We start from the raw sequence: 22,727 nt of genomic DNA on the forward strand, positions 1-22,727 counted from the left end.
AACAATAGGCAATCAGGAAGACGGCGGACAGGAGACAAAAAGGCCATTTACTGGATTTTTGTAATATCGGAATGAAAATGCGATCCGCCTCGACATTTCTCATCGACTTCGCATTACGCAAACGGTCACAACTTGTGAGTGAAATCTCAATTTTAAGGTGACATTACATTTGTCCAGTTTTTGGCAGTTTTGTCACATGGCGCGCCTCATCATCACGCTCGTATGCTGTTCCGCATAATTGACGATTAGTTTCAGGAGTGTGTATGGCTCTGGTAGTGGAATTTACCTGTGAATTGCCCAACAGCGTTCACGCGCGTCCTGCAAGTCATGTAGAAACGCTGTGCAACACGTTTATCTCGCAAATTGAGTGGCATAACCTGCGTACGGATCGTAAAGGCGACGCCAAAAGCGCGCTGGCGCTGATTGGTACCGATACGCTGGCAGGCGATGCCTGCCGCCTGGTGATAAACGGTGAAGACGAGCAGCATGCCCGGCAGCGGCTGGAGCTGTGGCTCAGAGAGGAGTTTCCGCATTGCGACGCGCCGCTTGAAGGGGTAATCAGCACGGAGCTGGATCCCTTACCTGAATCCCTGACACGCCTGAACCCGACGCTGTTTCGCGCTACTCCGGTATGCAGCGGGAGTGCACATGGCGTCCTGACGTTATTGTCCTCGCTCGATCTCAACGCCCTGACCGATTTGCCCGACGCGCAAAGCGTGGAAACTGAGCAGTCGGCGCTGGATAACGGCCTGACGCAGCTGATCAAACACATTGAGCTGCGCGCCCTGGACAGCGACAGTACTGCCAGCACTATTCTTGAAGCCCACCGCTCGCTGGCTACAGATACCTCGCTGCGTAAGCACCTCCTGTCAGGGGTCAGCCAGGGTCTAAGCTGCGCCCAGGCCATCATCGCCACGGCGAACCATTTCTGCGACACGTTCTCCCGTTCCAGCAGCACCTATTTGCAGGAGCGGGTGCTCGACGTGCGCGACATCTGCTACCAGCTTTTACAACATATCTATGGTGAAGCGCGTTTCCCGGCTCACGGCCAGCTGACGCAGCCGAGCATCTGCCTTGCTGACGATCTGACTCCCGGTCAGTTTCTTGAACTCGATAAAACGCAGCTTAAAGGACTGCTGCTGAAAAGTGGCGGCACCACCTCGCATACCGTGATCCTCGCGCGTTCCTTCAATATTCCGACGCTGGTTGGCGTCAACAGTGAAAGCCTGCTGCAATGGCGCAATCAGCCTGTATTTGTGGACGGCAATGCCGGTGCGGTGGTCGTCAATGGCAGCGACGCCGTAGCGCGTTACTATCAGCAGGAAGCGCGCGTCCAGCAGGCGATACGCGAGCAACAGCGCGTCTGGCTTGACCGTGAAGCCAGAACCGCCGACGGCCTGCGGGTAGAAATTGCCGCCAATATTGCCCACGCGGTGGAGGCCCAGGCAGCATTTGGAAATGGTGCCGAAGGCGTGGGCCTGTTCCGCACCGAAATGCTCTATATGGATCGTGCCAGCGCACCCGGCGAAAACGAGTTATACAACATTTTCTGTCAGGCACTGGAAAGTGCAAATAGCCGTAGCATTATTGTGCGCACTATGGATATCGGCGGCGACAAGCCGGTGGAGTACCTGAATATTCCAGCTGAGAACAATCCCTTCCTCGGCTACCGTGCCGTACGCATATATGAAGAGTATTCTTCGCTGTTCACGACCCAGCTTCGGGCGATCCTTCGCGCCTCTGCCCACGGAAACCTTAAAATCATGATCCCGATGATCTCCTCCATGGAGGAGATCCTGTGGGTAAAAGAGAAGCTCGCCGACGCGAAGCAACAGCTCCGGGCTGAACATATTCCGTTTGATGAGAAAATCCCACTCGGCATTATGCTGGAAGTCCCCTCGGTGATGTTCATCATCGATCAGTGCTGCGAAGAGATTGATTTCTTTAGCATCGGCAGCAATGACCTGACACAGTATCTGCTTGCCGTCGACCGCGACAACGCCAAAGTCACGCGCCATTACAACAGCCTGAACCCCGCCTTTCTGCGGGCGCTGGACTACGCGGTGCAGGCCGTTCACCGTCAGGGTAAGTGGATTGGCCTCTGCGGTGAGTTAGGCGCGAAAGGGTCGGTGCTGCCGCTGCTGGTGGGTCTGGGGCTGGACGAACTGAGCATGGGCTCCCCTGCCATTCCTGCCACCAAAGCACGCCTGGCGCAGCTTGATAGCCGCGCCTGTCGCCAGCTGTTGAACCAGGCCATGGCGTGTCGCACCTCGCTTGAAGTAGAACATCTGCTCGCCCAGTTCCGTATGAATCAGCAGGATACGCCACTGGTGACGCCACGCTGTATTTCTCTGGATAACGACTGGAACAGTAAAGAAGAGGTCATGAAAGGCATGACCGATAACCTTTTGCTCGCCGGGCGATGCCGCTATCCGCGCAAGCTGGAAGCCGATTTATGGGCACGCGAAGCCGTATTTTCCACCGGGTTGGGTTTTGGATTCGCCATTCCACACAGCAAATCAGAACACATTGAGCAATCCACTATCAGCGTCGCACGCCTGAAAGCGCCCGTTATGTGGGGTGACGAGGAGGCGCAATTTATCATCATGCTGACGCTGAATAAACACGCTGCTGGCGACCAGCATATGCGTATTTTCTCCCGCCTGGCCCGTCGCATCATGCATAACGATTTTCGCAGTGCTCTGGTTAATGCCAGTTCCCAGGAGGCTATCGCTTCCCTGCTGCAACACGAATTAGAACTCTAAAACGAGGAAAAATAATGGAACTGTATCTCGATACCGCCAACGTGGCAGAAGTAGAACGCCTTGCGCGCGTTTTCCCCCTTGCAGGCGTCACCACCAATCCGAGCATCATTGCCGCCAGCCGTGAGTCAATCTGGGAGGTGCTGCCGCGCCTGCAAAGCGCCATTGGTCCGAAAGGCAGGCTATTCGCCCAGACAATGAGCCGCGACGCAGAAGGCATGGTGGCCGAAGCCAAACGCCTGAGCAATGCTATCCCGGATATCGTGGTGAAAATCCCGGTCACCGCCCAGGGGCTTATCGCCATTAAGGCGCTAAAAACAGCGGGCATCACTACGCTGGGTACCGCCGTGTACAGCGCCGCGCAAGGCCTGCTGGCCGCGCTGGCCGGGGCAAAATATGTCGCGCCATACGTAAACCGCGTGGATGCCCAGGGCGGGGACGGCATTCGCATGGTTCAGGAGCTGCAATCCCTGCTGGAACAGCATGCACCGGAGAGCAAGGTGCTGGCAGCCAGCTTCAAAACGCCACGCCAGGCGCTGGACTGCCTGCTCGCCGGATGTGAAGCAATCACGCTTCCCTTAGATGTAGCGCAACAAATGCTCGGCACGCCGGCGGTAGAGTCAGCAATAGAGAAGTTCGAGCAGGACTGGAAAAACGCGTTTGGTAACCTCAACCTATAAGGGAGATATGTTATGGACCGTATCATTCAATCGCCGGGAAAATATATCCAGGGCGCTGATGTTCTCACCCGTCTCGGCGACTATCTGAAACCTCTGGCTACACGCTGGCTGGTTGTTGGCGATAAATTTGTGCTGGGTTTTGCCGAAGAGACCCTGCGCCAGAGTTTTAAAAATGCAGAGCTACATGCCGAAATCGCGCCGTTTGGCGGCGAATGTTCGCAAAATGAGATCGATCGTCTGAAAAAACTGGCCGACAGTGCGGACTGCATGGCGGTGCTGGGTATTGGCGGCGGTAAAACGCTGGATACCGCCAAAGCGCTGGCACATTTTATGGACGTGCCGGTCGCTATCGCCCCGACTATCGCCTCCACCGATGCCCCGTGCAGCGCCCTTTCTGTGATTTACACCGACAGCGGCGAATTCGAACGCTATCTGATGCTGCCGCATAACCCCAATATGGTGATTGTCGACACCAAAGTGGTGGCTGGTGCGCCGCCGCGTCTGCTGGCCGCCGGGATTGGTGATGCCCTTGCCACCTGGTTTGAAGCACGCGCCTGCTCGCGCAGCGGCGCGACCACCATGGCGGGCGGCAAGTGCACGCAGGCCGCGTTAGCGCTTGCCGAGCTGTGCTACAACACGCTGATTGAAGAGGGCGAGAAAGCGATGCTGGCCGCCGAGCAGCACGTAGTAACCCCGGCGCTGGAACGCATTATCGAAGCCAATACCTATCTGAGCGGCGTAGGGTTTGAAAGCGGCGGGCTGGCGGCAGCGCATGCCATTCACAACGGGATGACGGCAGTGCCGGATGCGCATCACTTCTACCACGGTGAAAAAGTGGCGTTTGGTACGCTGACGCAACTGGTGCTGGAAAACGCGCCGGTTGAGGAGATCGAAACCGTCGCGGCGCTTTGCCACAGCGTTGGATTGCCGATCACGCTGGCGCAGCTGAATATCAAAGAAGACATTCCGGCCAAAATGCGCCTGATTGCCGAAGCGTCTTGCGCTGAGGGAGAGACCATTCACAACATGCCGGGTGGCGTGTCGCCGGATCAGGTTTACGCGGCACTGCTAGTTGCCGACCAGTATGGACAGCGTTACCTGCAGGAGTGGGAGTAACAAAAACGCCGGGTGCGCTATGCGTACCCGGCTCAATGGTTATTTCACGTCAAAACGGTCCAGATCCATCACCTTCGCCCACGCTGCAACGAAGTCGCGAACGAACTTCTCGTGAGCATCACTGCTGGCGTACACCTCTGCCAGCGCGCGAAGGACAGCGTTAGAGCCGAAGACCAGGTCAGCGCGAGTGGCAGTGTATTTCACTTCACCGCTGGTGCGATCGCTTCCGGCAAACAGCTCGTTCGATTCATCGGTCGCCTTCCACTGAGTGTTCATATCCAGCAGATTCACGAAGAAGTCATTGCTCAGCACGCCTTCGCGGTTGGTGAACACACCATTTTTACTGCCGTCAAAGTTTGCACCCAGTACGCGCAGGCCGCCGATCAGCACCGTCATTTCTGGTGCGGTTAACGTCAACTGCTGGGCTTTATCAATCAGCAGCGATTCGGTGGTGGAAACATCAACCTGCGCACGATAGTTACGGAAACCGTCAGCAATCGGTTCAAGCAGGTTAAACATATCGATATCCGTCTGATCCTGACGTGCATCCACACGGCCCGGCGTGAACGGTACGGTGACGTAAACGCCTGCCGCTTTCGCCGCCTGCTCAACGCCTACCACACCCGCGAGCACGATGATATCGGCCAGTGAGGCTTTATTGGTGGTGCGCTGAATAGCTTCCAGAGCAGGCAATGCACGTACGGCTGCGGCGTTAACATCCCAGTTGCGCTGAGGCGCAAGCGCCAGACGCGCACCGTTGGCACCGCCACGCTTGTCACCGCCGCGGAAGGTTGAGGCCGACGCCCATGCCACGGAAATCAGTTCGCTGACGGAGAGCCCGGATGCTGCAATTTCCGCCTTCAGGCTCTCAATGTCCTCTTTGGTCGGATTGAATACTGCCTCCGGCAGCGGATCCTGCCAGATCAGATCTTCTTTCGGCACTTCCGGGCCAAGATAACGCGATTTTGGCCCCATATCGCGGTGGGTCAGTTTGAACCACGCGCGGGCGAAGGCTTCGTTGAAAGCCTGCGGATCGTTCAGGAAGCGACGGGAAATTTTTTCGAATTCCGGGTCAAAACGCAGCGTCAGGTCGGTAACCAGCATAGTCGGTTTGCGTTTTTTCGACGGGTCGAACGGGTCTGGCATGATCTCAGGCGCGTCCACGGCTTCAAACTGAATCGCACCGGCCGGGCTACGGGTTTGTACCCATTCGTATTTGAACAGGTTCTCGAAGAAGTAGTTGCTCCACTGGGTCGGGGTTTGTGACCAGATGACTTCCAGACCGGAAGTAATGGCGTCAGCGCCAATACCGGTACCGTGCGTGCTGGCCCAGCCCAGGCCCTGCGCTTCAATCGGTGACGCTTCCGGGTCTGTGCCAACGTGCGTTGCTTCACCCGCACCATGAGTTTTACCGAGCGTATGCCCCCCGGCAATCAGCGCCACGGTCTCTTCGTCGTTCATTCCCATGTTACCGAAGGTGGCGCGAATGGCTGCCGCCGCGGACAGCGGTTCACCGCTGGCGTTTGGTCCTTCCGGGTTAACGTAGATCAGCCCCATTTCAGTGGCCGCCAGCGGACGTTTCGCCAGCGCTTCCGGGTCACGATGGGTCAGCCAGGCTTTTTCATCCCCCCAGTTAACGTCGAGATCCGGTTCCCAGACATCTTCACGCCCGGCACCAAAACCAAAGGTGCGGAAGCCGGAGTTTTCCAGCGCCACGTTACCCGCAAGAATAAACAGGTCGGCCCAGGAGATTTTTTGACCATATTTTTGCTTGATCGGCCACAGCAGACGGCGAGCTTTATCCAGACTGACGTTATCTGGCCAGGAGTTCAGCGGCGCAAAGCGCTGTTGACCTCGTCCGGCACCGCCGCGTCCGTCAACGGAGCGATAGGTTCCCGCACCGTGCCAGGCCATGCGAATAAACAGGCCCGCATAGCTGCCCCAGTCGGCAGGCCACCACGGTTGAGAGTCGGTTAAGAGTGCTTTGAGATCGCCCTTGAGGGCGGAGTAATCCAGCTTGCTAAATTCTTTGCGGTAGTCGAAGTCTTCGCCCAGAGGGTTCGAACGATTGGAATGTTGGTTAAGAAGATCGATGCGGAGTTGTTTTGGCCACCAGTCGCGGCTGCCTGTACCTGCCCCCGCGCTGTGATCGACGCCGCCCTGGTGGAACGGGCATTTGCCGACTGATGCCGCTTTATTGCTCTCGTCTGACGTGCTCATCGCTATGCTCCCTTTTACAGTGTTACCGTTACGATATACACCACTAGCAATAAGATATAGTTGAATTAATCCACAGATTCGATAGCTAATACCTTTTAACTTTTAGCCAGACTAAAAAGCCCTCCATTCAGGAGGGCTTGATGTTTATTACGCCGGGCGAACACCGAGCGTATGACAAATGGCGTAGCTCATTTCCGCGCGGTTCAGCGTGTAGAAGTGGAAATCTTTTACCCCTTCCCGACTTAAAATTTTCACCATGTCCATTGCGATATTGGCACCCACCAGCTTGCGCGTTTCCGGATCATCGTCCAGCCCTTCGTACATTTTGGACATCCACAGCGGAATGCGTACGTTGGTCATATCGGCAAATTTCTTCGCCTGTTTGAAGTTAGAGACCGGCAGAATACCCGGGATGATTTCCACGTCGATACCCGCAGAAACGCAGCGGTCGCGGAAGCGCAGGTAGCTTTCCACATCAAAGAAGAACTGAGTAATGGCCCGGTTCGCACCGGCATCCACTTTACGCTTCAGATTAAGGAGGTCGGCCTGAGCGCTTTTCGCTTCCGGATGCACTTCCGGGTACGCCGCCACGGAGATATCAAAATCGGCAACGTCTTTCAGCAGCGCGACCAGATCCGCCGCATACATTTCCGGCTTACCGCTACCCGGCGGCAGGTCGCCGCGCAGGGCGACGATATGACGAATCCCGTTATTCCAGTAATCCTGGGCGATAGCACGCAGCTCGTCACCGATGGCGTCGATACAGGTCAGATGCGGCGCCGCTTCCAGACCGGTTCTGTCTTTAATGCCTTTAATAATGCTGTGCGTACGGTCACGCTCGCCGGAGTTCGCGCCGTAGGTCACGGAGACAAATTTCGGTTTCAGGCTGCTCAGGCGATCGATAGAGCTCCAGAGGGTTTGCTCCATTTCACTGGTGCGCGGCGGGAAAAATTCAAAAGAGACGTTAATCTGGCCGTTTACTTCGGCCAGGCTCTGATTCAGGGCTTCCCGCTGGTTGGCGTGAAAAAAGCTCATACCTTACCTCTATCTTTCGCGTGTCGTTGTTTGTTGTGTTGTGAACTTCTATACGTTTAGACGTCCAGATGTAAAAATGACGGAAAAGCGGAGTGACGTCAACAGAAATAATCAACAATAACGGTGAGGAATGCTCAGGGAAGATGAAGGAAATTCATGATGGGGTGAGTGCGGTTGGTTGCCCTCACCCTGGCCCTCTCCCGCCGGGAGAGGGAACACGCGGGATTACAGCAACTTAGCGAGACGATTGATGTCCGACTGGATCGCCCCGGCGGTGACATCACGCCCTGCACCCGGGCCACGGATCACCAGTGGGTTATCGCGGTACCAGCGGCTTTCGATTGCAAAGACGTTATCGCAAGGCAGCAGCGCCGCCAGCGGATGTTCAGGACGCACCGCCTCAACCCCCACACGCGCTTTACCGTTGGCCTCGAAACGCGCCACATAGCGCAGCACCAGCCCCATCTCGTTTGCGGCTTCCAGACGTTGCAGCATCTGCTCGTTCAGTTCATCACCGTTTTCAAAGAAGTGATCAATGGATCCTTCCTCGCAGCCTGCCGGCACCAGCGACTCGACGCGAACAGCGCCGGGTTCAATGTCATAACCGGCTTCACGCGCCAGGATCACCAGCTTACGCATCACATCTTTACCGGAAAGATCGACGCGGGGATCGGGTTCGGTTAGCCCCTGCTGCCACGCCTGATCCACCAGGTCAGTGAACGGTACGGTGCCATCAAACTGCAGGAACAGCCAGGAGAGCGTACCGGAGAAAATACCGCTCAGCGCCAGAATGCTGTCGCCGCTTTCAATCAGATCGCGCACGGTATGGTTAACCGGCAGACCCGCGCCTACGGTGGCGTTATAGAGCCAGTGACGACCGGTTTTTTCGAACGCGTCGTGGATCTGACGGTACTTATCGGTGCTGCTTGCCCCCGCCAGTTTGTTCGCACTGATGACGTGGAAACCGTGGCTGGCGAAATCAAGATACTGATCGGCAAGCTGTTCGCTGGCAGTAACGTCCAGCACCACCAGATCGTCATACGGGTGCGCGCGCATCCACAGGAACAGCGACTCTTCGTCCTGTTCAACCGCTTCATCATTAAAGAAGGCAAGTGCGCGGCTGGCATCCAGCCCCTCGTAGTTCAACAGACTGCGGCGGCTGTCCACCACTCCGGCGAGGATAAATTCAAAGCCGGTACGTGCTGAGAGCGTGACCTGCTCGCGCGCGAACAGCTCCAGCCAGCGAGAACCGATGTTGCCTTTACCGAACAACACCAGGCCGATGCGTTTTTCCGCACGGAACAGAGAGGTATGCAGACCCTGAATCAGGCTCTCAGTTGGCCCTTTACGCAGGACGGCAACGAGGCTGATGCCCTCTTCCGACTGCCAGGTAAATTCAACCGGTTGCCCTTTCAGCTGTTGCCAGAAGCGGTGGCAGTGCAGTGGGTTACGGGTGACGCCCGCGCCCACCATCGCCACCAGCGCCAGCCCCTGACGCAGACGAAGCTCGCCCGGCAGGCCCGCTTCATCCAAAATTTTTAGCGCGCTGTCCGCCACTTCGGCGGTGTAGCAGAACTGCAGCAGTTGACGGTCGTTATGTACGCCAACCGCCAGCGGACGCACCTGAGCACGTTTGAGGATCGTGTCGATATCTTTATGCGCCAGTTTGAAGTCCTGGCCCGCCGGGACCTGGAACTCAATCAGGCAGATGTCGTCGTGGCTGGTGACAATACGCGCCCCCGTACCGGATGCCAGCACGCGTTCGATGCGCGTGGAGCCCTGATCCGGGGTGTAACTGCAGCGCAACTGCAAATCGATATCGCTGCCGGAAACCGGCTGCAGCGTACGCGCGTGCAGAACCGGCGCGGCCAGACGTGCCAGCTCGCTGGCTTCATCCAGGCGCAGCAGCGGCAGCAGGCAGGCGTCTTTCACCTTGCGTGGATCAGCGCTGTAAACACCGGCGACGTCACTCCAGATGGTGACGCGGGACACGCCTGCCAGGGCACCGATTTGCGTCGCCGAGTAGTCAGAGCCGTTACGCCCCAACAGCACGGTTTCCCCGGCATTGCTGCGGCTGATAAAGCCGGTCACCACAATGCGTTTACCCGGATGCTGTACCAGCAACTGTTGCAGCAGCGGGTAGGATAGACCTTCGTCCACCTGTGGCTGTGCGGCGCGTTCGGCACGCAGGAAATCACGCGCGTCGAGCCAGTCAGCCTCAACGCCCAGATGTTGCAGCACGGCGGCCATCAGGCGCGCAGACCACACTTCACCGTGCCCCACCACTTCGGCGTACACCGCATCGGTAATACCGCTGTCCAGCAGGGCGGCCAGACGTTCAAGGTCATGCGTAAAAGCGCTAATCAGCCCATCCGCCACGTCTGCGGGCAGCAAACCGGCAATCAGCTCGCTCTGGTAACGGCGTAAGGACTGTTGCACCTGATGCGCAGAGAGGCGATCGGTCTGGCTCAATTTCAGCCAGCTAATCAGCTGGTTGGTGGTGCTGCCCGCCGCAGAGACAACCATCATGTCACCCGGCTGTGAATACTCTGTCATGATCCCTGCAACGCGCAGGTAACACTTCACATCAGCAAGACTACTACCACCAAACTTGTGCAGTTGACGACCCTTCGCCCCTGCCTGCGCTATCACACTCATGATTACCCCTTGGCTGCGACCCGGAAGCCATTTTCCAGATCGGCAATTAAATCTTCAGAATCTTCAATACCGGTTGAGATCCGCAGCAGCGTCTCAGAAATCCCGGCGGCGGCACGTGCCTCTGGTGCCATACCTGCGTGCGTCATGGTCGCAGCGTGGGAGATCAAACTTTCAACCCCACCTAACGATTCCGCCAGCGTAAACAATGACAGCCCGCTCAGGAAGCGACGCAGCATTTGCTCGTCACCGTCCAGTTCAAAACTTAACATCGCGCCAAACCCTTTCTGCTGACGCGCGGCAATCTCGTGCCCCTGGTTTTCAGGCAGCGACGGGTGATAAAGCTTCTTCACCAGCGGCTGCGTTTTCAGGAAATCGACAATCGCCTGGGCATTGCGCTGTGCCACCTCCATACGCGGCGACAGCGTGCGAATCCCGCGTAACAGCAGATAGCTGTCGAAGGCCCCGGCGGTGACGCCAATGTTATTGGCCCACCATGCCAGTTCGGTGACAACGTCGGGATCTTTTGCAATCACCACGCCTGCGACGACATCAGAATGACCGTTCAGATATTTAGTGCATGAATGCAATACCAGATCTGCACCCAGCGCCAGTGGGTTCTGAAGGGCCGGACTGAGGAACGTATTATCCACTACACTTATCGCTCCCGCATCCCTTGTGAGCTGACAAATTTTCGCAATATCGACAACGCGCAACAATGGATTGCTTGGACTTTCCACCAGCACCAGCTTCGGCTTCTCTGCCAGCGCCTGTTTCAGCGCCTGTTCGTCATTTTGATCGACAAACAGTACCCGGTAACAGCCGCGTTTTGCCAAGCTATCAAACAGACGATAGCTGCCGCCGTAACAGTCGTGCGGCGCAACCAGCAGATCGCCCGGCTTCAGGAACACGGTAGTCACCAGATGAATGGCAGACATGCCGGTATTGGTTAATACTGCCCCTGCGCCACCTTCCAGTTCCGCCAGCGCGCGCTGGGTAACATCACGCGTAGGGTTGCCACGACGCGAGTAGTCATGCGCACGGGGTTCATTAAATCCGGTGAAATTATAGGTACTGGAAAGATGAATCGGCGGGACAACACAGCCGTACTGCTCGTCATCATTCAATCCGCTACGCACTGCGATGGTGGCCTGTTTACGCGTCATGGTGAAGGCTTCCTGGCTAATTAGGTGAAAAGTCAGGCACCAGAGTAAACATTGAAAGTATGGACGTCAATACATCTGGACATCTAAACTTCTTTGCGTATAGATTGAGCAATGCGCAAATAGCCGTTAAAATTATATGCTTTAGTGCACGCTGCAGCGGCAATATCCGTGCCACGGTATCGTCTCTACGGTAAACTACGCAGGTTTACGGTTCAAAACCGACGGTTACAGGTTTTGCACCTTTAGATTAATGACTGAGAGGATTAAAGGTATCTCATGGCTGAATGGAGCGGCGAATATATCAGCCCATACGCTGAGCACGGTAAGAAGAGTGAGCAAGTAAAGAAAATTACGGTTTCCATTCCTCTGAAGGTGTTGAAGATCCTCACCGATGAACGTACGCGTCGTCAGGTGAACAACCTGCGCCACGCAACCAACAGCGAACTGCTGTGCGAAGCGTTTCTGCATGCGTTTACCGGCCAACCGTTGCCGAACGATGACGACCTGCGCAAAGAGCGTAGCGACGAAATCCCGGAAGAGGCGAAGGTGATCATGCGTGAACTGGGTATCGACCCGGAGACGTGGGAATACTGATAAGCGGATACAAAAAAGGCACCTTGCGGTGCCTTTTTTTCGGGAAACTTATTTAGCGCCCGGGATGCTGAAACGCTTGTTGAAGCGGTCAACACGGCCACCGGTTGCAACGTCACGCTGCTTACCAGTGTAGAACGGGTGGCATTTGCCGCACACGTCCAGGTTCAGATCGTGACCCACGGTAGAGCGGATCTGGATAGAGTTACCGCAAGAGCAGTTTGCAGTAATCATTTCGTATTTCGGGTGAATATCTTTTTTCATGGGAGAACCTCAGTTAAGGCCGCGTCGCTCTTCCAGCCCTAACGCCAGACACCACGCGATGTTGAATGTAAGTTCTTTGGCGTAAAGTACACCAAAGGCGGCGAATCATACAGAATTTGACCAACGTATGCAAACTGATCCGCACGCCGCTTTCACTAATGTGTATACTAACGCGCCACTTTTCAAGTCAGGAAGATTCGATGCCCGTCGCTCACGTTGCCCTGCCCGTTCCGCTTCCCCGCACGTTTGACTATCTGCTGCCCGACAGCATGAGCGTTAAAGCGGGCTGTCGCGTGACCGTGCCCTTTGGCAAACAGCAGCGCGTAGGGATCGTCGTCTCCGTCAGCGACAAGAGCGAATTGCCGCTTAACGAACTGAAATCGGTCGTTGAGGTGCTCGACAGCGAGCCCGTTTACTCCACCAGCACCTGGCGACTGCTACTATGGGCGGCGGATTATTATCATCATCCGATTGGCGATGTTCTGTTCCACGCTTTACCGATTATGCTGCGCCAGGGCAAAAGCGCCAGCCACGCGCCAATGTGGTACTGGTTTGCGACCGAACAGGGCCAGGCGGTGGACATTAACAGCCTGAAGCGCTCCCAGAAACAACAGCAGGCGCTGGCCGCCCTGCGTCAGGGGAAAATCTGGCGCCATCAGGTCGATGAGCTGGAAGTCAGCGAAACCGCGCTCCAGGCACTACGAAAAAAAGGGCTGAGCGAACTGGCAAGCGAGGCTCCGGCCCTGTATGACTGGCGGGAGCGATTTTCCGTCTCTGGCGATCGCCTGCGCCTGAACACCGAGCAGGCCACCGCCGTGGGGGCGATCCACAGTGCCTCCGGCCATTTCTCCGCCTGGCTACTGGCCGGGGTCACCGGTTCCGGCAAGACAGAAGTCTATCTCAGTGTGCTGGAAAACGTGCTCGCGCAGGGCAAACAGGCGCTGGTGATGGTGCCGGAAATTGGCCTGACGCCGCAAACCATCGCGCGCTTTCGCGAGCGGTTTAATGCGCCAGTTGAGGTGCTGCACTCTGGCCTGAATGACAGCGAACGCCTCAGCGCCTGGCTGAAAGCGAAAAACGGCGAAGCGGCGATCGTGATTGGCACCCGTTCATCACTGTTTACACCGTTCAAAAATCTTGGCGTCATCGTCATTGATGAAGAACACGACAGCTCTTATAAGCAGCAGGAAGGCTGGCGGTATCACGCCCGCGATCTGGCCGTCTATCGGGCGCACAGCGAGCAAATCCCCATTATTCTGGGCTCTGCTACCCCGGCGCTCGAAACGCTGCATAATGTTCGTCAGCGTAAATACCATATGCTGCGCCTGACGCGTCGCGCGGGGAATGCGCGTCCGGCCATTCAACACGTGCTGGATCTGAAAGGTCAGCAGGTGCAGGTGGGGTTAGCACCTGCCCTTATCACCCGGATGCGTCAGCATTTGCAGGCGGGCAATCAGGTTATTTTGTTCCTCAACAGACGCGGCTTTGCCCCGGCACTGCTGTGTCACGACTGCGGCTGGATCGCAGAATGCCCGCGTTGCGACCACTACTACACCTTCCATCAGGCCCAGCGCCATTTGCGCTGCCACCACTGCGACAGCCAGCGCCCGGTGCCGCGTCAGTGCCCGTCGTGCGGGTCAACGCACATCGTGCCGGTCGGTCTGGGCACTGAACAACTGGAACAGGCCCTGGAGCCGTTCTTCCCGGATGTGCCCATTTCCCGAATCGACAGGGACACCACCAGCCGTAAAGGGGCGCTGGAGCAGCAGCTGGCAGAAGTGCATCGCGGTGGCGCGCGCATCCTGATTGGCACCCAGATGCTGGCCAAAGGTCATCACTTCCCGGACGTGACGCTGGTTGCCCTGCTGGATGTCGATGGCGCACTGTTCTCTGCCGATTTCCGCTCAGCCGAGCGTTTTGCCCAGCTTTATACCCAGGTGGCCGGACGCGCGGGACGCGCCGGGAAACAGGGCGAAGTGGTACTGCAAACGCACCATCCTGAGCATCCGTTGCTGCAAACCCTGCTGCACAAAGGCTATGACGCGTTTGCCGAGCAGGCGCTGGCTGAACGCCAGACCATGCAGCTTCCCCCGTGGACCAGCCACGTGATCATCCGCGCGGAAGATCATAACAACCAGCAGGCGCCGCTTTTCCTGCAGCAGTTGAGAAACCTTCTGCAGGCCAGCCCGCTGGTCGATAATCAATTGTGGATTTTAGGGCCGGTTCCGGCGCTGGCCCCCAAGCGCGGCGGACGTTTTCGCTGGCAGATTTTGCTGCAACACCCTTCGCGCATCCGTTTACAGCACATCGTCAGCGGCACGCTGGCCTTGATCAACACCCTGCCAGAAGCGCGCAAAGTGAAGTGGGTGCTTGACGTTGATCCCATCGAAGGCTGAAGCCGGATCGAAAAATTTAACGTCCCTCACACTTTTTATGAAAATTCTGTAACCGATTCCATTAACTATCTGTAAAAATGGTGGCGTCAGAAGTTCGGTGTTCAGGCGAGGAGAAGACGTTGAAGTCCAGGAAAGAGGTTGCCACGGCGACCATGAAAGACGTTGCCCAGAAAGCACAAGTCTCTACGGCAACCGTGTCCCGCGCATTAATGAACCCGGATAAAGTCTCTCAGGCGACCCGCAACCGGGTAGAACAGGCCGCGCTGGAAGTGGGGTATTTCCCACAGGCGATGGGGCGTAACGTTAAACGTAATGAGTCGCGGACCATCCTGGTGATTGTGCCGGACATCTGCGATCCCTTCTTCAGCGAAATTATTCGCGGCATCGAAGTGACCGCTGCGGAGCAAGGGTATCTGGTGCTCATTGGCGACTGCGCGCACCAGAATCAGCAGGAAAAAACCTTTATCGACCTCATTATCACCAAGCAGATCGACGGCATGCTGCTGCTTGGTTCGCGCCTGCCGTTTGATGCCAGCATTGAAGAGCAGCGCAATTTACCGCCGATGGTGATGGCCAACGAGTTTGCGCCGGAGCTGGAACTGCCAACGGTGCATATTGATAACCTGACCGCCGCGTTCAACGCCGTTAACTACCTGCAGGAGCTGGGGCTTAAACGGATTGGCTGCATTGCCGGGCCAGAAGAGATGCCGCTGTGTCACTATCGCCTGCAGGGCTATGTTCAGGCGCTTCGCCGAACCGGCGTGACGGTTGATCCGCACTACATTGCGCGCGGTAATTTTTCCTTCGAAGCCGGTGGTCAGGCGCTGGAAAAACTACTGGCGTTGCCTGAGCCGCCTACCGCAGTGTTCTGCCACAGCGACGTGATGGCGCTGGGGGCATTATCGTATGCGAAACGCCGCGGCCTGCGCATACCGAAAGATTTGTCGATTATCGGTTTCGATAATATTTCGCTTTCAGAATTTTGCGATCCCCCGCTCTCAACCGTTTCGCAACCACGCTACGACATTGGCCGTGAAGCGATGCTTCTTTTGCTCGATCAGTTGCAGGGTCAAACAGTTAGCAGCGGATCGAGATTGCTGGACTGCGAACTGATTATTCGTGGTTCTACCCAGGCATTGACTTAAAGTAAATGTCTTTAGGACACCCTTATCTGGTCAAAGCCCCGCCGCTTAAGTAACATGGCGGACTGACGAACGAATAAATACAGCGAAACGATAGTGGCACAACGAGATTATGTACGTCGCGGCCAGCCGGCACCTTCGCGACGCAAAAAGAGTAGCGCAAAGAAAAAGCAACGTAACCTGCCTGCTGTCTCGCCAGCAATGGTCGCTATTGCTGCGGCGGTACTGGTGGCCTTCATCGGCGGCCTGTACTTTATCACGCACCATAAAAAAGAAGAGGCTGAGGCCCTTCAGGGCAACAAAGTGGTTGGAAATGGTCTGCCACCGAAGCCTGAAGAGCGCTGGCGCTATATTAAAGAGCTGGAAAGCCGTCAGCCTGGCGTGCGTGCGCCGACCGAGCCATCCGCCGGTGGCGAGGTGAAAAATGCCGATCAGCTAACGGACGAACAGCGTCAGTTGCTGGCACAGATGCAGGCAGATATGCGCCAGCAGCCTACGCAGCTGAATGAAGTGCCGTGGAATGAACAAACGCCGGCGCAGCGTCAGCAAACACTGCAACTGCAGCGCCAGCGTCAGGCACAGATTCAGCAGCAACAACAACAGCAGCAGTGGACGCAAAACCAGCCGGTACAGCAGCCTAAAGCGCAGCCGCGCGTGACGGAACAGCCGTACCAGCAGCCGCAAACGCGAACGGCGCAGTCTCAGCCTGCTCAGCAGCCAAAGGCCCAGACGCAGAAGCAAACGGCTCAACCGTATCAGGATCTGCTGCAGACACCTGCGCATACCACCGCGCAGCAGCCGAAAACACAGCAGGCCGCACCGGTCACCAAAGAGACCGAGGCACCGAAGCAAACGGCTGAGAAGAAAGACGAACGCCGCTGGATGGTGCAGTGCGGTTCGTTCAAAGGTGCCGAGCAGGCCGAAACGGTCCGTGCTCAGCTGGCATTTGAAGGATTTGACTCGCGCATTACCACCAATAACGGCTGGAATCGCGTGGTGATTGGCCCGGTCAAAGGCAAAGAAAATGCCGATGGCACCATTTCTCGTTTGAAAGTCGCCGGTCACACAAACTGCATCCGACTTGCTTCCGGGGGTTGAAACCCCCAAATTCCCCCCCATCTATCTTTCTATTCAGCCCTGAGCACAGGCTCAGGGCTTCTGTTTCCCGATTCTGTAACCAGGGGGTCTGCTCGTGACAACAATAGTAAGTGTACGCCGTAACGGCCACGTGGTAATCGCCGGTGATGGCCAGGCCACGCTGGGTAATACCGTAATGAAAGGCAACGTGAAAAAAGTCCGTCGTTTATACAACGACAAAGTGATCGCCGGTTTTGCAGGCGGCACGGCTGATGCTTTCACGCTGTTTGAACTGTTTGAACGTAAACTGGAAATGCACCAGGGTCATCTGGTGAAAGCCGCCGTGGAGCTGGCGAAAGACTGGCGAACCGACCGCATGCTGCGCAAACTCGAAGCGCTGCTGGCCGTGGCCGATGAAACCGCATCGCTGATCATCACCGGTAACGGTGACGTCATTCAGCCGGAAAACGACCTGATTGCCATCGGCTCTGGCGGCCCTTATGCCCAGGCTGCGGCTCGCGCACTGTTGGAGAATACCGACATGAATGCGCGTGATATCGCTGTGAAGGCGTTGGATATTGCGGGTGATATCTGCATCTATACCAACCACAACCACACCATCGAAGAATTGACCTCTAAAGCGTAAGGATCTCCCATGTCTGAAATGACCCCACGCGAAATTGTCAGCGAACTGGACAAACATATTATCGGCCAGGATAACGCCAAGCGTTCCGTGGCTATTGCTCTGCGTAACCGCTGGCGCCGCATGCAGCTCGACGAAGAGCTGCGCCATGAAGTGACGCCAAAAAACATTCTGATGATCGGCCCAACCGGTGTCGGTAAAACCGAAATCGCTCGCCGTCTGGCGAAACTGGCTAACGCGCCGTTCATCAAAGTTGAAGCCACTAAGTTCACCGAAGTGGGCTATGTAGGTAAAGAAGTTGACTCTATCATCCGCGATCTGACCGACTCGGCAATCAAGATGGTTCGCGTTCAGGCGATCGAGAAAAACCGCTATCGCGCGGAAGAGATGGCTGAAGAGCGTATTCTTGACGTGCTGATCCCGCCGGCGAAAAACAACTGGGGCCAGGCTGAACAGCAGGCTGAACCGTCTGCGGCACGTCAGGCATTCCGCAAAAAGCTGCGCGAAGGCCAGCTGGATGACAAAGAGATTGAGATCGATCTCGCCGCCGCGCCAATGGGTGTGGAAATCATGGCACCTCCTGGCATGGAGGAGATGACCAGCCAGCTGCAGTCCATGTTCCAGAACCTGGGCGGTCAGAAACAGAAAGCGCGTAAGCTGAAAATCAAAGATGCGATGAAGCTGCTGATTGAAGAAGAAGCAGCAAAGCTGGTGAACCCGGAAGAGCTGAAGCAGGATGCGATCGACGCGGTTGAGCAGCACGGTATCGTGTTTATCGACGAAATCGATAAGATCTGTAAGCGCGGTAACGCGTCCGGCCCGGACGTCTCCCGTGAAGGCGTGCAGCGCGACCTGCTGCCGCTGGTAGAAGGTTGCACCGTCTCCACCAAGCACGGCATGGTCAAAACGGACCACATCCTGTTTATCGCGTCCGGTGCGTTCCAGATTGCCAGCCCGTCTGACCTGATCCCGGAACTGCAGGGTCGTCTGCCTATCCGCGTTGAGCTGCAGGCGCTGACCACTGAAGATTTCGAACGTATCCTGACCGAGCCAAACGCGTCTGTGACCGTACAGTACAAAGCGCTGATGGCGACCGAAGGCGTGAACATTGAGTTCACCGAAGACGGTATCAAACGCATCGCCCAAGCGGCCTGGCAGGTCAACGAAACCACCGAGAACATCGGTGCGCGTCGTCTGCACACGGTGCTGGAACGCCTGATGGAAGATATCTCTTATGATGCGAGCGACCTGAACGGTCAAACCATTACTATTGACGCAGAATATGTGGGTAAACACCTGGATGCGTTAGTGGCAGATGAAGATCTGAGCCGTTTTATCCTATAATCGCGGTTACTGCATTCTCATCACATTTAATGGGGGCTAACGCCCCCATTTTTTTGGCTTAATAACTATGACTGATATCAGCCGTACTCAGGCGTGGCTCGAAAGTCTGCGCCCTAAAACCCTTCCTCTGGCCTTTGCCGCGATTATCGTCGGTACCGTCCTTGCCTGGTGGCAGGGGTATTTCAATCCGCTGGTTGCCGTGCTGGCGCTGGTCACCGCCGGTTTGTTGCAGATCCTCTCTAATCTCGCCAACGACTACGGCGATGCGGTTAAGGGTAGCGATAAGCCTGACCGTATCGGCCCTCTGCGCGGGATGCAGAAAGGGGTGATTACGCAGGCACAGATGAAGCGCGCGTTGATTATCACCGTGGTACTGATTTGTTTATCCGGCCTGGCGCTGGTGACGGTCGCCTCGAAAACCACCAGTGATTTCATTGGTTTTCTGGTGCTGGGCCTGCTCGCTATTATCGCCGCCATTACCTATACCGTCGGCACGCGCCCTTACGGTTATATCGGCCTGGGTGATATTTCCGTGCTGGTATTTTTTGGCTGGCTGAGCGTGATGGGCAGCTGGTACTTACAGGCGCATACGCTTATTCCTGCCCTGTTCCTGCCCGCCACCGCCTGCGGTCTGCTGGCAACGGCGGTACTTAATATCAACAACCTGCGCGATATCGACAGCGACCGTGAGAACGGCAAAAACACGCTGGCCGTGCGTCTGGGGCCGGTTAACGCGCGTCGCTATCATGCCTGTCTGCTGATGGGCGCCCTGCTCTGCCTCGCACTGTTCAACCTGATCTCACTGCATAGTCTCTGGGGCTGGCTGTTTGTGCTCGCCGCGCCGCTGCTGATTAAACAGGCCCGCTTTGTGATGCGTGAGCTCAGCCCGGCAGCCATGCCACCGATGCTTGAGCGCACGGTAAAAGGCGCACTGCTCACTAACCTGTTGTTCGTGATAGGGATTGTCCTGAGCCAGACGCTGAGTTAACTGACAAATATCAATTAACAATTGATGATTTTGCCAACAACGCATTTCGCACGATATACTGAACACATTCGCAGCAACAGAGCGTTAAACCTATGAAATACGATACCTCCGAGCTTTGTGACATCTACCAGGAAGATGTCAACGTCGTTGAACCGCTGTTCTCCAACTTTGGTGGACGGTCTTCGTTTGGCGGACAAATCATCACGGTGAAATGTTTCGAGGATAACGGGTTGCTGTACGATCTGCTCGAACAGAACGGTCGTGGTCGCGTGCTGCTGGTTGATGGCGGCGGCTCCGTACGTCGTGCATTGATTGACGCAGAACTGGCCGGAATTGCCGTGCAAAACGAATGGGAAGGCATTGTGGTCTACGGTTCAGTACGCCAGGTGGACGATCTCGAAGACCTCGATATCGGCATTCAGGCGATTGCCGCCATTCCGGTAGGCGCCGCAGGTGAAGGCATTGGCGAAAGCGATATCCGCGTCAATTTCGGCGGCGTGACCTTCTTCTCCGGCGACCATCTCTATGCCGATAACACCGGCATTATCCTCTCCGAAGATCCGCTGGATATTGAGTAGTAAACAGTAAGCGAGCGCCATAAAAAAACCGCCAACAGCAATGTGGCGGTTTTTTTGTCCCTCGGGATTCGCGGTCCGTTGGGAAGGCTTGCAGGCTAACACCAAGGATCTTCATCATACTCTCGTCCAAACCTTGGGCAACCCCTCAGAAGCTTTATAAAATCCTAATTGTTTATGAATACCTTAACACCACGGTTGCTGCTTATTATGATGCAGCGTCCCTTTCCGCCATCTCGCAAATGGGCATCGGTCCAGGGAAAGGTGTATTCACAACCGTAAAACAGGCTAATACCAGGGCTTGTGTCCACCGACTTATCACCGGTGGTGAACGGTGGAGCGGTTAGCTGCAGGGACCGCATAATGAAACGCTATTTATGTATCGCGTTCATTGTCGCCAGCGTACTCGTTGTGAAGAGTGATGAACCCAATGTGTTCTTTGCTTTTGCTACGACAGCGCAGGACAAGTAGCGTTAAGGCCGCCTTGGGCGGCCTTTTTTATGGTTATTACCAATTCGCGATAACCATAAAAAAGCCGGGTGGCGGCTTCGCCTTACCCGGCCTACTCAGTTCAATCCCAGGGGAATTAAACCTCTTCCATACGTCCCAGCAGCGCCTGCAGACGTTCCTGCCAGCCGTTCTGCTGTTCACGCAGCTGGTTGTTTTCGCGCTCCAGTTCTTCACGGCCGTGCTGAGCTGTCTGCACTTCTTGCGCCAGGCTGTTGTTCTTTTCTTTCAGCTCTTCAATTTCCATCTGCAGCAGCGTGATGGTGTCAATCGCCTGCTGTACTTTCGATTCCAGTTTCTCAAACACTTCTAAAGACATGATCCTACCTCTCCTGAATTGCAAGGCGACGCTTTAACGTAAACGCGCACAACATCTATGCCGATTGTATGAAGCCCCGTCGCCCCTGTCCAGCGACACACCGCGCAGATCGCGGTTTGCAACACTTTTCGGCCTCGTCCTGGTGCGTTCGCGGCAATTACCCCTAAGTTGTTAACTCATTAGTTAATGAAATGATTCAGCTCACACTCTCGCGCTGATGCAAAAATGCGCTTTATGGCGCGTAAACGCTCATTTTATTGACGCAGACCACACATTTTGATTTCGATATTTCTCGTTTTTGCTCGTTAACGATAAATTAACACTATGTCTACAGGACATCATGGCTGTCACGGGCGGCCATGCTAACAATAAACATCAATCTCTTCAGGATTCCGATTATGAGTCAGACATCAACCTTAAAAGGCCAGTGCATTGCCGAGTTCCTTGGTACCGGGTTGTTGATATTCTTCGGAGTGGGCTGTGTTGCTGCACTGAAAGTGGCGGGTGCCAGTTTTGGTCAGTGGGAAATCAGTATTATCTGGGGTCTGGGTGTGGCAATGGCCATCTACCTGACTGCGGGGGTTTCTGGCGCACATCTTAACCCGGCGGTGACCATCGCACTGTGGCTGTTCGCGTGCTTCGACGGACGCAAAGTTGTTCCTTTCATTATTTCTCAATTTGCCGGCGCGTTTTGCGCAGCGGCGTTAGTTTACGGGCTTTATTACAATCTTTTCATCGACTTCGAACAGACGCATCATATGGTGCGCGGCAGCGTCGAAAGTCTGGATCTGGCAGGTATCTTCTCTACATATCCAAACCCGCATATCAATTTTGTGCAGGCGTTCGCAGTTGAAATGGTGATTACCGCTATTCTGATGGGCGTTATCCTGGCGCTGACCGACGACGGAAACGGCATTCCGCGCGGCCCGCTGGCACCTCTGCTGATTGGCCTGCTGATTGCGGTGATCGGCGCATCCATGGGCCCGCTGACCGGCTTCGCGATGAACCCGGCGCGTGATATCGGACCAAAAGCGTTCGCCTTTATCGCAGGCTGGGGCGACGTGGCCTTCACCGGTGGCAAAGACATTCCTTACTTCCTGGTTCCGCTGTTTGCGCCGGTTGTCGGGGCTGCGCTGGGTGCGTTTAGCTATCGCAAATTAATTGGTCGCCACTTACCGTGCGACACCTGTGTGGACGAGGAGAAAGAGACGACTTCTACCGCACAACAAAAAGCTTCGCTGTAATCT

Annotated in this window: 18 protein-coding genes; 12 read left to right on the top strand and 6 right to left on the bottom strand. The window is 55.9% G+C overall.

The annotated features are described in order from the left end of the window. Positions 1-263 precede the first annotated feature (263 nt). The 3 genes from ptsP to HX884_RS09765 are packed head-to-tail and all read left to right on the top strand — an operon-like array spanning position 264 to position 4,558. Positions 264-2,765, top strand: a complete 2,502-nt coding sequence (gene ptsP, locus HX884_RS09755; RefSeq protein ID WP_178328057.1) for a phosphoenolpyruvate--protein phosphotransferase — start codon at positions 264-266, stop codon at positions 2,763-2,765. A gap of 14 nt (positions 2,766-2,779) precedes the next feature. Then, positions 2,780-3,442: a fructose-6-phosphate aldolase gene (gene fsa / locus HX884_RS09760; RefSeq protein ID WP_040020293.1), complete on the top strand. Its 663-nt coding sequence runs from the start codon at positions 2,780-2,782 to the stop codon at positions 3,440-3,442. Positions 3,443-3,454: 12 nt separating this feature from the next. Continuing rightward, positions 3,455-4,558 (top strand): glycerol dehydrogenase, encoded by a 1,104-nt coding sequence (locus HX884_RS09765; protein ID WP_045294674.1) that lies wholly within the window; start codon positions 3,455-3,457, stop codon positions 4,556-4,558. 39 nt (positions 4,559-4,597) lie between these two features. Here HX884_RS09765 and katG read toward each other — a convergent pair whose 3' ends face one another. From katG to metB, 4 genes are all read right to left on the bottom strand, one after another. Further along, positions 4,598-6,778, bottom strand: a complete 2,181-nt coding sequence (katG, locus tag HX884_RS09770; RefSeq protein ID WP_023621815.1) for a catalase/peroxidase HPI — start codon at positions 6,776-6,778, stop codon at positions 4,598-4,600. A gap of 147 nt (positions 6,779-6,925) precedes the next feature. Next, entirely contained in the window at positions 6,926-7,813 is an 888-nt protein-coding gene (gene metF / locus HX884_RS09775; RefSeq protein ID WP_178328058.1) for a methylenetetrahydrofolate reductase, read from the bottom strand. Positions 7,814-8,038: 225 nt separating this feature from the next. Next, positions 8,039-10,471, bottom strand: coding sequence for a bifunctional aspartate kinase/homoserine dehydrogenase II (locus HX884_RS09780; protein ID WP_178328059.1), 2,433 nt, complete (start codon positions 10,469-10,471; stop codon positions 8,039-8,041). A 2-nt stretch (positions 10,472-10,473) separates the two neighbouring features. Next, positions 10,474-11,634 carry a cystathionine gamma-synthase gene (gene metB, locus HX884_RS09785; protein ID WP_129327553.1) on the bottom strand — a complete coding sequence of 387 codons (1,161 nt, stop codon included), beginning with the start codon at positions 11,632-11,634 and terminating at the stop codon, positions 10,474-10,476. A 276-nt stretch (positions 11,635-11,910) separates the two neighbouring features. Between metB and metJ the strand changes: the two genes are divergently transcribed. Next, the gene (metJ, locus tag HX884_RS09790) at positions 11,911-12,228 is read left to right on the top strand and encodes a met regulon transcriptional regulator MetJ (RefSeq protein WP_003862042.1); all 318 of its coding nucleotides are present in this window, start codon (positions 11,911-11,913) and stop codon (positions 12,226-12,228) included. 48 nt (positions 12,229-12,276) lie between these two features. Here the strand turns inward: metJ and rpmE are convergent, their stop codons facing one another. Beyond that, positions 12,277-12,489 carry a 50S ribosomal protein L31 gene (gene rpmE, locus HX884_RS09795; RefSeq protein ID WP_003862040.1) on the bottom strand — a complete coding sequence of 71 codons (213 nt, stop codon included), beginning with the start codon at positions 12,487-12,489 and terminating at the stop codon, positions 12,277-12,279. 200 nt (positions 12,490-12,689) lie between these two features. On the opposite strand from rpmE, the gene priA reads away from it, so the two are divergent. The 7 genes from priA (at position 12,690) to rraA (ending at position 20,657) form a co-directional block, all read left to right on the top strand. Then, positions 12,690-14,885: a primosomal protein N' gene (priA, locus tag HX884_RS09800; RefSeq protein WP_178328060.1), complete on the top strand. Its 2,196-nt coding sequence runs from the start codon at positions 12,690-12,692 to the stop codon at positions 14,883-14,885. A gap of 119 nt (positions 14,886-15,004) precedes the next feature. Continuing rightward, positions 15,005-16,030 carry a DNA-binding transcriptional regulator CytR gene (cytR, locus tag HX884_RS09805; protein WP_178328061.1) on the top strand — a complete coding sequence of 342 codons (1,026 nt, stop codon included), beginning with the start codon at positions 15,005-15,007 and terminating at the stop codon, positions 16,028-16,030. A 93-nt stretch (positions 16,031-16,123) separates the two neighbouring features. Continuing rightward, positions 16,124-17,125: a cell division protein FtsN gene (gene ftsN, locus HX884_RS09810; protein ID WP_028028089.1), complete on the top strand. Its 1,002-nt coding sequence runs from the start codon at positions 16,124-16,126 to the stop codon at positions 17,123-17,125. A gap of 94 nt (positions 17,126-17,219) precedes the next feature. Beyond that, the gene (hslV, locus tag HX884_RS09815; RefSeq protein WP_008501802.1) at positions 17,220-17,750 is read left to right on the top strand and encodes an ATP-dependent protease subunit HslV; all 531 of its coding nucleotides are present in this window, start codon (positions 17,220-17,222) and stop codon (positions 17,748-17,750) included. Between the two features lie 9 nt (positions 17,751-17,759). After that, on the top strand, positions 17,760-19,091 hold the full coding sequence (gene hslU / locus HX884_RS09820; RefSeq protein ID WP_013099313.1) for an HslU--HslV peptidase ATPase subunit: 1,332 nt from the start codon (positions 17,760-17,762) through the stop codon (positions 19,089-19,091). Between the two features lie 67 nt (positions 19,092-19,158). Next, positions 19,159-20,079: a 1,4-dihydroxy-2-naphthoate polyprenyltransferase gene (gene menA / locus HX884_RS09825; protein WP_013099314.1), complete on the top strand. Its 921-nt coding sequence runs from the start codon at positions 19,159-19,161 to the stop codon at positions 20,077-20,079. Positions 20,080-20,171: 92 nt separating this feature from the next. After that, positions 20,172-20,657 carry a ribonuclease E activity regulator RraA gene (rraA, locus tag HX884_RS09830; RefSeq protein WP_013099315.1) on the top strand — a complete coding sequence of 162 codons (486 nt, stop codon included), beginning with the start codon at positions 20,172-20,174 and terminating at the stop codon, positions 20,655-20,657. A 583-nt stretch (positions 20,658-21,240) separates the two neighbouring features. Here the strand turns inward: rraA and zapB are convergent. Next, positions 21,241-21,480 (bottom strand): septal ring assembly protein ZapB, encoded by a 240-nt coding sequence (gene zapB / locus HX884_RS09835; RefSeq protein ID WP_013099316.1) that lies wholly within the window; start codon positions 21,478-21,480, stop codon positions 21,241-21,243. Positions 21,481-21,878: 398 nt separating this feature from the next. Here zapB and HX884_RS09840 point away from each other — a divergent pair, with 398 nt between their 5' ends. Further along, complete coding sequence (locus tag HX884_RS09840; protein WP_013099317.1) at positions 21,879-22,724, top strand: MIP/aquaporin family protein; 846 nt, start codon at positions 21,879-21,881, stop codon at positions 22,722-22,724. The last annotated feature ends 3 nt before the right edge of the window (positions 22,725-22,727 follow it).

It is taken from the genome of Enterobacter sp. SECR19-1250 (genome assembly GCF_013391025.1).
GTDB classification, from domain to species: Bacteria; Pseudomonadota; Gammaproteobacteria; order Enterobacterales; family Enterobacteriaceae; genus Enterobacter; species Enterobacter cloacae.